Origin of the sequence: Vibrio cincinnatiensis DSM 19608, from assembly GCF_900167345.1 — a bacterium.
In the GTDB taxonomy this organism is placed as follows: Bacteria; Pseudomonadota; Gammaproteobacteria; order Enterobacterales; family Vibrionaceae; genus Vibrio; species Vibrio cincinnatiensis.
In genome coordinates, this window is record NZ_FUXB01000029.1 from 1 (window position 1) to 8,419 (window position 8,419).

General features: G+C 43.3%; 7 protein-coding genes and 1 tRNA gene. 3 read left to right on the forward strand and 5 right to left on the reverse strand.

Annotated elements, in window-relative coordinates:
• Window positions 1-91, forward strand: a tRNA-Ser gene (locus B5D54_RS16225).
• A 75-nt stretch (window positions 92-166) separates the two neighbouring features.
• Here B5D54_RS16225 and B5D54_RS16230 read toward each other — a convergent pair.
• The gene (locus B5D54_RS16230; protein ID WP_139364799.1) at window positions 167-487 is read right to left on the reverse strand and encodes a transposase; all 321 of its coding nucleotides are present in this window, start codon (window positions 485-487) and stop codon (window positions 167-169) included.
• A gap of 25 nt (window positions 488-512) precedes the next feature.
• The gene (gene ilvY / locus B5D54_RS16235; protein WP_078927587.1) at window positions 513-1,406 is read right to left on the reverse strand and encodes an HTH-type transcriptional activator IlvY; all 894 of its coding nucleotides are present in this window, start codon (window positions 1,404-1,406) and stop codon (window positions 513-515) included.
• 134 nt (window positions 1,407-1,540) lie between these two features.
• Here ilvY and ilvC point away from each other — a divergent pair, with 134 nt between their 5' ends.
• Window positions 1,541-3,025, forward strand: coding sequence for a ketol-acid reductoisomerase (ilvC, locus tag B5D54_RS16240; protein WP_078927588.1), 1,485 nt, complete (start codon window positions 1,541-1,543; stop codon window positions 3,023-3,025).
• A 129-nt stretch (window positions 3,026-3,154) separates the two neighbouring features.
• On the opposite strand, the gene ubiK is transcribed toward ilvC, so the two are convergent.
• The 3 genes from ubiK to B5D54_RS16255 all read right to left on the reverse strand — a co-directional run bounded on the left by ubiK (window position 3,155) and on the right by B5D54_RS16255 (window position 7,770).
• A complete protein-coding gene (gene ubiK / locus B5D54_RS16245; RefSeq protein WP_078927589.1) occupies window positions 3,155-3,406 on the reverse strand; it encodes a ubiquinone biosynthesis accessory factor UbiK in 252 nt (83 codons plus the stop codon).
• A gap of 123 nt (window positions 3,407-3,529) precedes the next feature.
• Entirely contained in the window at window positions 3,530-6,652 is a 3,123-nt protein-coding gene (locus B5D54_RS16250) for a multidrug efflux RND transporter permease subunit (protein WP_078927590.1), read from the reverse strand.
• Between the two features lie 11 nt (window positions 6,653-6,663).
• The gene (locus B5D54_RS16255; protein ID WP_078927591.1) at window positions 6,664-7,770 is read right to left on the reverse strand and encodes an efflux RND transporter periplasmic adaptor subunit; all 1,107 of its coding nucleotides are present in this window, start codon (window positions 7,768-7,770) and stop codon (window positions 6,664-6,666) included.
• A gap of 389 nt (window positions 7,771-8,159) precedes the next feature.
• Here B5D54_RS16255 and B5D54_RS16260 point away from each other — a divergent pair.
• The coding region (locus B5D54_RS16260) for a helix-turn-helix domain-containing protein (protein ID WP_139364800.1) at window positions 8,160-8,419 on the forward strand (260 nt) is incomplete at its 3' end.

The window sequence follows — 8,419 nt, forward strand, 5'->3', positions numbered from 1 at the left end:
GGAGAGATGGCTGAGTGGTTGAAAGCACCGGTCTTGAAAACCGGCGTACGTTAATAGCGTACCTAGGGTTCAAATCCCTATCTCTCCGCCACATTCAAGCCCTTGATTTATCAAGGGCTTTTTCTTGTACAGAGAAAACCCCAGTTCGTAATACCAATCTGGAAAATTAACGGGTCAGTTCAATCCAATCCCTTGAGTACTGTTTCATTGCTCTATCGGTACTTGTCAAAAAGCCATTCCACGCACGACACATCTTCGACACAATATCGTTGTCATCGATAAAACCCTGGTTAGCGAGATAATGTTGCCTAAGCCAACTCCACACTTGTTCTATAGGGTTTAATTCTGGTGAGTAGGGAGGAAGCTTGATCACACTGACATGATGAAAGTGCTCAGCAATATCGCTGGTATGCCAGCCTGCACCATTCATAATGGCCATCGAATAGCGATTTTTTAGTGATGACTGAGATTTCTTTATGAGGCTCAATCATGATTGCTCTGTATTTCAAGCTTTAGCCTATGACCTTAATCTGGGTGGTGATGACTCGCCATAAAGCACTGATCAGAGGATTATCAAGTTGTGAACGTTTACAGCAGACTCCTAGCTTAAAAGGTTGGATTGCTGGAACAGTGATCCTCTGGACTTGATCTCTGAGCGGACTATTATTGATAACCACATCTGGAGCAATTCCTATCCCACACCCAAGGGCAACTAAACTGACAATTGCTTCATGGCCTGCAATCTGAGCATAGATATTGGGTTTGATTTTCATTTTTTTGAACCACGCATTTGCTCGATCACGAGCTGTTCCCGCTTCTGGAATAATAAAAGGGATTTGGTTCCAGTCTGGATTCTCTTTCTGAATCTCAGCTAAAAAAAGATGAATACCTATTGGGGCAATAACAGATAGTGGTATTTCACTAATTGTCGCAAATTCGATTTTTGATGGGAGGCTTGACGGGATTGCTGAAATTGCAATATCCGCTTGGTCATTAATGATCTGATCAATTGCTTGAGCGGGATCGCCAGTTAATAATTTAAACTCTATATATGGATGTTTAAGTCGAAAAGCATTGAGAAGTTCAGGCAAATGGCTATAGCTGGCGGTGACGGAACAAAATAAGCGAATTTTTCCTTTTAGTTCATTATCTTGATGCTTCAATTGTGATTGAATCTGCTGCCAATCATTAACCATTCTTAGTGCAAAGGGAAGTAGCTGACTTCCTGATGGCGTTAATTCTACGCTGCGGTTATCCCGAATAAATAATTCATGCCCCATTTCTTGTTCTAATTTCTGAATTTGCCGACTGAGTGCGGATGGGCTGACATGCAGGGCATTTGCTGTCTTGCTGAAATTTTTACTCTCGCACAGGTGAACAAAGAGCTGTAATATTTTTATATTCATCAATATTCTCACGTTGCATTTATTGCAATAATTAATTGTGAATATATCACTTTGAGCAATTAAATGTCTGCATTACTATGGAGTCATTCGGTGCAGAGCCACCGGCTAAATGGAAAATCATCAAGGAGCATCCCATGGCTAATTATTTCAATACATTAAATTTACGTGAGCAACTCGACCAACTTGGTCGCTGCCGTTTTATGGCTCGTGAAGAGTTTGCAACAGAAGCTGAATTTCTAAAAGGTAAGAAAGTCGTTATTGTGGGATGTGGTGCTCAGGGTTTAAACCAAGGTTTAAACATGCGTGATTCAGGTTTAGATGTTTCTTATGCATTACGTCAGGCTGCTATTGATGAACAGCGCCAATCTTATAAAAATGCGAAAGATAATGGATTTGCTGTCGGTAGCTATGAAGATCTTATCCCACAAGCAGATCTTGTGATCAACCTAACTCCAGACAAGCAGCACTCTAATGTGGTTGAAACCATTATGCCTCTGATGAAAGATGGGGCTGCATTGGGTTATTCGCATGGTTTTAACATCGTAGAAGAAGGGATGCAAATCCGTAAAGATTTGACGGTTGTGATGGTTGCGCCTAAATGCCCTGGTACTGAAGTGCGTGAAGAATATAAACGTGGCTTTGGGGTTCCAACCCTAATTGCTGTTCACCCAGAAAACGATCCAAAAGGTGAAGGCTGGGATATTGCAAAAGCGTGGGCTGCTGCGACAGGCGGTCATCGTGCTGGATGTTTGGAGTCTTCTTTTGTTGCTGAAGTGAAGTCTGATCTGATGGGTGAACAGACTATTTTATGTGGTATGTTGCAAGCGGGTTCCATCGTATGTTATGAGAAGATGGTTGCTGAAGGTATTGAACCCGGTTACGCAGGTAAATTGTTGCAATTTGGCTGGGAAACCGTAACGGAAGCTCTGAAGTTTGGTGGCATCACTCATATGATGGATCGTCTTTCTAACCCCGCGAAAATCAAGGCATTTGAGCTATCTGAAGAACTAAAAGATTTACTACGTCCACTGTACAACAAACACATGGATGACATCATTTCGGGCCATTTCTCTAGCACCATGATGGCGGACTGGGCAAATGATGACGCAGAGTTATTTGGTTGGCGTGCGGAAACGGCGGAAACCGCTTTTGAAAATTACCCTGAAACGGATGTGAAGATTGCTGAGCAAGAGTACTTTGATAACGGCATTCTGATGATTGCCATGGTTCGTGCTGGGGTTGAGCTGGCATTTGAAGCGATGACCGCCTCCGGTATCATTGATGAGTCGGCATACTACGAATCATTGCATGAGTTACCTCTGATTGCGAATACGATTGCTCGTAAGCGTTTATATGAAATGAACGTGGTTATTTCAGATACGGCAGAATATGGTAACTACTTGTTTGCCAATGTTGCGACACCGCTATTGCGTGAAAAGTTCATGCCAAAAGTGAGCACGGATGTGATTGGTAAGGGTTTAGACCTTGCTTCAAATCAAGTGGACAACGCGACCTTGATCGACGTTAACAGTATCATTCGCAACCACCCTGTAGAATATATTGGTGAGGAGCTGCGAGGCTACATGAAAGACATGAAGCGTATTGCGGTGGGTGACTAATCAAAATTTTAAAAAATAAAAATGTAAACACAACGCTATAAAAACTAAAGGGCTTAGTCACGAGACTAAGCCCTTTGTCTATTTAGAGATTGATAAAACGGCGCTCTATCGTATCGCTGTGGCAAGTTTTTACTTATCTGCGAATTTAGCTTCCAGCTCCGCCAGTTTTTGCTCCATTTCTGTTAGCTTTTGGCGAGTCCGCAACAATACCTGAGTTTGTACATCGAACTCTTCACGGCTAACAACGTCCAGTTTATTGAGTTGGCCTTGAATGACCTGACGAACTTTCTGTTCTACGTCTGCACCGAGATCTTTAACTGGTTGAGGCATCGATTCGTGAATCTGTTTTGCAATCTGTTCAAGTTTTTTTGGATCAAACATTTGTTATTCACTCCTATATTTATTCTGTTCATTCTATGCAATTCATCATGGAAAGTCGTTACTTAAGTGGCATAAAAAAGGCCACGATTGTGGCCTTGTATGAGGATGAATATTATCTAACGATCATTTGTTTTCTGCGAATTGACGCTGAACCGCTTTGGCTTCATCAACTCTTGCTAGCTTTTCTAAGTCTTTATCTTCAACAAAGATAGGCAATGGTTTGTGTTTTTCAGCAAGATAACTATAAATCACAGGTAGTACAAACAGGGTAAATAATGTACCAATCGATAAGCCCGCCACAATAACGATACCAATACTAAAGCGCTGAGCTGCCCCAGCCCCAGAGGCATACATTAGTGGAACTAAACCTGCAATCATGGCCGCAGTTGTCATGAGAATTGGCCGTAGACGAACTTTTGCGGCAGCGGTTACTGCATCAATTCGATTCAGTTTATGGTTGAGTTGTTCTTCTTTGGCCACTTCACAAATCAAAATACCATGTTTGGTGATCAGCCCCACTAAAGTAATTAGCCCGACTTGCGAGTAAATATTCATGGTAGAGAGCCCCCAAGCAAGAGCGATCAGTGCACCACAGATGGCTAGAGGAACGGAGACCATGATAACTAATGGGTCTTTTAGTGATTCAAATTGAATGGCAAGCACCAAGAAAATAATCGCTAGCGCTAAGCCGAAAGTGACATAGAGAGCACTTCCTTCGGTCACATATTGGCGAGCTTCACCCATATAGTCATGGTTATAACCTTTTGGAAGCTTTGTTGAAGCTATGTTTTCAAACCAGTTGATGGCATCACCCATTGCAGCGGTTGGTGATGGTACAGCTCCGATAGTTGCAGAGTTCAGCTGGTTAAAGTGAGGTAAAGCTCTTGGCTCTGCTATCACATCAATGTTAATCAGACTCCCCAGAGGAATCATTTTTCCATCTACAGCTCGAACGAAGTAGTTCTTCATTGATTCAGGATTGAGACGCCATTTCCGTTCAACTTGTGGTATCACCTCGTAAGATCGACCATTGAGATCGATACGGTTAACGTAACCATCTGCCATCATTGTTCCTAGAGTGACACCAATATCTTGCATGGTAACGCCATAGGAACCCGCTTTATCTTTATCGATGTTTATTTTCATCGTTGCAGAGTCATAATTCAGGTCTAAGTTTGAGTAAACAAACAGTGGACTGGATTGAACTTCTGCAAGTATATCGCTAGCGATAGTGAATAAACTTTCAAAAGCATTCGGCGTAGTGATAACAAATTGGATTGGTAAACCCGACCCCGCTCCTGGTAATTCTGGCATTTGGAATGTAGTGACCGCCATACCCGGAATGTCTTGAACCAAATTACCAACACGAGTGGCAAGCTCAGCTTGGCTAGTTTGACGTTCACTCCAAGGCACCATGGAGGCAATCCCAAAGGCTTGGTTTGATTCGGGGACGCCAGTGAATACCTGTGCAAATTGGACTTCAGGTTGGGCCGATAAGATTTTATTCACATCATTCATGGTATTAGAAAGGTAATCCAAGTTAGCATTGGATTGTCCAGTTCCGAGTAACATGATCACCCCTTTGTCCTCAGATGGGGCGAGTTCGCTGGGAATAAACTTAAACAACACGGGAAGGCTGGCGAAAACAATGAAAGCAAAGGCAATGACAACAGGTCGATGAGCCATGATAGATTGCAACATATGCCCATAACGTAGCGTCATTTTATCGAGGATATGATGCACTTTCTGCTCAAATCTATTTGGCTTCTCGTTCGCTTTTAACATTTTCGAGCACATCATAGGTGAAAGTGTTAAAGCGATAATACCGGAAACAAAGACTGAGCCAGCCAGAGTCAGTGCAAACTCTTTAAATAACGCACCCGTAATGCCTCCCATCAACGCGATAGGGGCGTACACAGCACCTAAGGTGAGCGTCATTGAAATAACGGGAACGGCAATTTCTCGCGTACCAATGATGGCGGCTCTGAAAGGAGACTCCCCCTCTTTGATGTGTCGATCAACGTTTTCTAAAACGACGATCGCATCATCAACAACGAGACCAATCGCCAGAACCATGGCCAGCAAGGTCATCAGGTTCCAAGAAAATCCCATGGCTTGCATGACCATTGCAACCCCGATGAGCGACAAAGGAATCGTCACTATCGGAATGATAACGGCACGAAGTGAACCCAAGAAAAGGGTAATTACGATCAATACAATCAATGCCGCTTCGGCGATAGTTTTAATGACCTCATGGATAGACTCATTAATCGCCACCGTCGAGTCATACATCACATTCATTTTGATGTTGCTTGGCATATTGCGTTCAAGTTCGGGAAGGACATTCCAAACATCTTTGGCAATATTAATTGGGTTTGCACTCGGTGCGGCATTAACGGCTGCAACGACGGCTTCCTGACCATTTGCACTGGCGCGATAGGTATCATGGCTTTTGGCTAGCGTTACTTTGGCGATGTCACCTAAGCGAGTAACACTGCCATCTTCACTTTTTACCACTAGGCTTTGTAGATCTTCTACATTCGATACTTGAGTGTCAGCACTACCATTAAACAGCACAAATTCACCGACAGCTTGGCCTGTGGCTGATTGGTAGTTATTGGCGCTTAAGACACTCATCACATCGGTTGCCGTCAAATTAAAGGCAGCCATTTTTGCAGGGTCTAACCAGACACGTAGGGCATATTTCATCCCCCCATAAAGGTCAATACTGGAAATACCATTAATGGCATACAGTTGGGGGTTGATAACCCGTTGTAGATAGTCTGTAATTTGGCTGGAATTTAACTCATCACTGGTAAAGCCAATGTACATTACCGCCGTGGTTGAACCCGTTGACATCGTCACGCTGGGATCTTCAGCTTCTTTAGGAAGCTCAGAACGAACCGAGTTGGTTTTTGCCAGAATATCGGATAACGCCGCATTAGGGTCCGTATTGAGTTTCATGCTGACGGTGATTTTGGAGCTACCTAACACGGATTGTGACGTCATATAGTCAATGTTGTCAGCTTGTGCTACGGCTTGCTCTAAAGGCTGAGTAATAAAGCCTTGGATCAAGTCGGCACTGGCACCGTAGTAACTGGTTGATACGGTCACTATGGTGTTGGTCATTTCAGGGTATTCACTGACCTGCATTTTGAACACGGCTTGTAAACCAAGTAACGCAATCAAAAAGCTGATCGATACCGCTAAAACCGGACGTTTAATAAAAACATCAGTAAAGCGCATAATTCCTCCGGTTACAGCATCGGTGTTTTAGCAGGTGGCGTGGTGGCATCACTTTCAACAATACGAACCCTTACACCATTACTTAAGCGTACTTGGCCGGATGTGACGACCACATCACCAGCATTAACACCTTCAAGAATGTGTGCAATATCTCTGGTACGTTCACCCACATTCACCACCCGTTGTTCAACGCGTTTTACCCCATCTTGTTCAGTAACAACAAAGACATTATTACCGTAAAGCGTAAAGGTGATCGCGGTTTGAGGAAGAGTGACTTGGTCGGTGAGTTTAGGCAGAATAATATTGGCACGAGCAAACATACCGCTGCGTAACTTACCTTCGCTGTTCGGAATATCCGCTTGAACTTGAATTAGACCACTTTGCACACTGACGGCAGGTTCTATCGCAGTAATGGACCCTTTGAAAGTTAGGCTTGGGTAGGCATCAACAATAATATCGACTTCTTGCCCCATTGAAATACGAGAAATATCAGTTTGTGGTACGGTAAAACGTAAACGCATCACGGTGGTATCTTCTAGGCGAACAATGTCCGTACCGGGCTGTAAATATTGGCCCAGATACACGTTACGAATACCGACCACACCCGCAAACGGAGCTTTAATTTCTCGACGAGCAATGGTGGCTTTTAAGCTTTCAATATCCGCAGAAAGTGAATAGTAGTTTGCTTCAGCGTCATCGAACGATTCTTGAGATATAGACCCTTTGCTAAATAACCCTTTATAGCGTTCATATTTTGCTTTTGCGGCGGGAAGGCGAGCTTGTGAGCTCTTTAAGTTGGCCTTCTCAACGTCAGAATCTAGCAAGACTAAAGGTTGATTTTCTTCAACTCGGGTACCCGATTCAAACTGAATACGGTCAATCACACCACTGGTTTCTGTTGTCAGAGTGACGCCTTGATTTGGCTCGATAAAGCCAATGGCTTCAATCGCAGGAACCCAATCCACCGAATCGACAGTCGTTACCGTAACCGGAAATTCAGCTTCTGGTCGACTCGCCATATATTCAGCAATCTTCTGTTGTTTAAATAAATTGAAACCTATCACGCTACCAAATAGCAGCACCACGATAAGTAACATCAAAAATGTCCACTTTTTCATTCTGGTGAGAACTCCAAGTTAATGTTGAATGATTGTGTCCCAACGAGCATCGATTGCGCCTTTCAGGCTTTTGTCATCCAGTTGAAATACCCATACGGATAACGATGCATGGGCGACGGTTATTCAAAGACTAGGCTGAGTTATCGCACAAATCCTGATAGGTTTAAAAACAAGTAAATATTCGATAAGAGTAAGCATTTTCTGCTTAAGCGACCGTAAATTGCAACCTGTTGTTATCGTTTAGTTTGCATATTGTTTGTGACGACTCTGTTATGCTCCCATTTTATGGGCTTTCATCGCACTGTTTGCATTATAGCCTATAACCTAGATATACCCGTGATCATTGAAGATGCTTGATTTTTCATAAAATCAGGATCATGCTACACACCATGAAAATAATACTGACTTCTCAACAGAAACAACAACTCGAACAGATGCACGATTCAACTCGTGATGGGCGAGTGCGTGACCGCATCAAAGCGGTTTTACTTGCGTCTGAAGGTTGGAGCCAGGCGATGATTTCTCAAGCTCTTCGTATTCACGAATCGACCGTTGCTCGTCATCTCAGTGATTATGTTCTCTCTGAAAAACTTAAGCCTGAAAATGGTGGCAGCCAAAGCCGACTTTCTGCTGGGCAAACCATGCAACT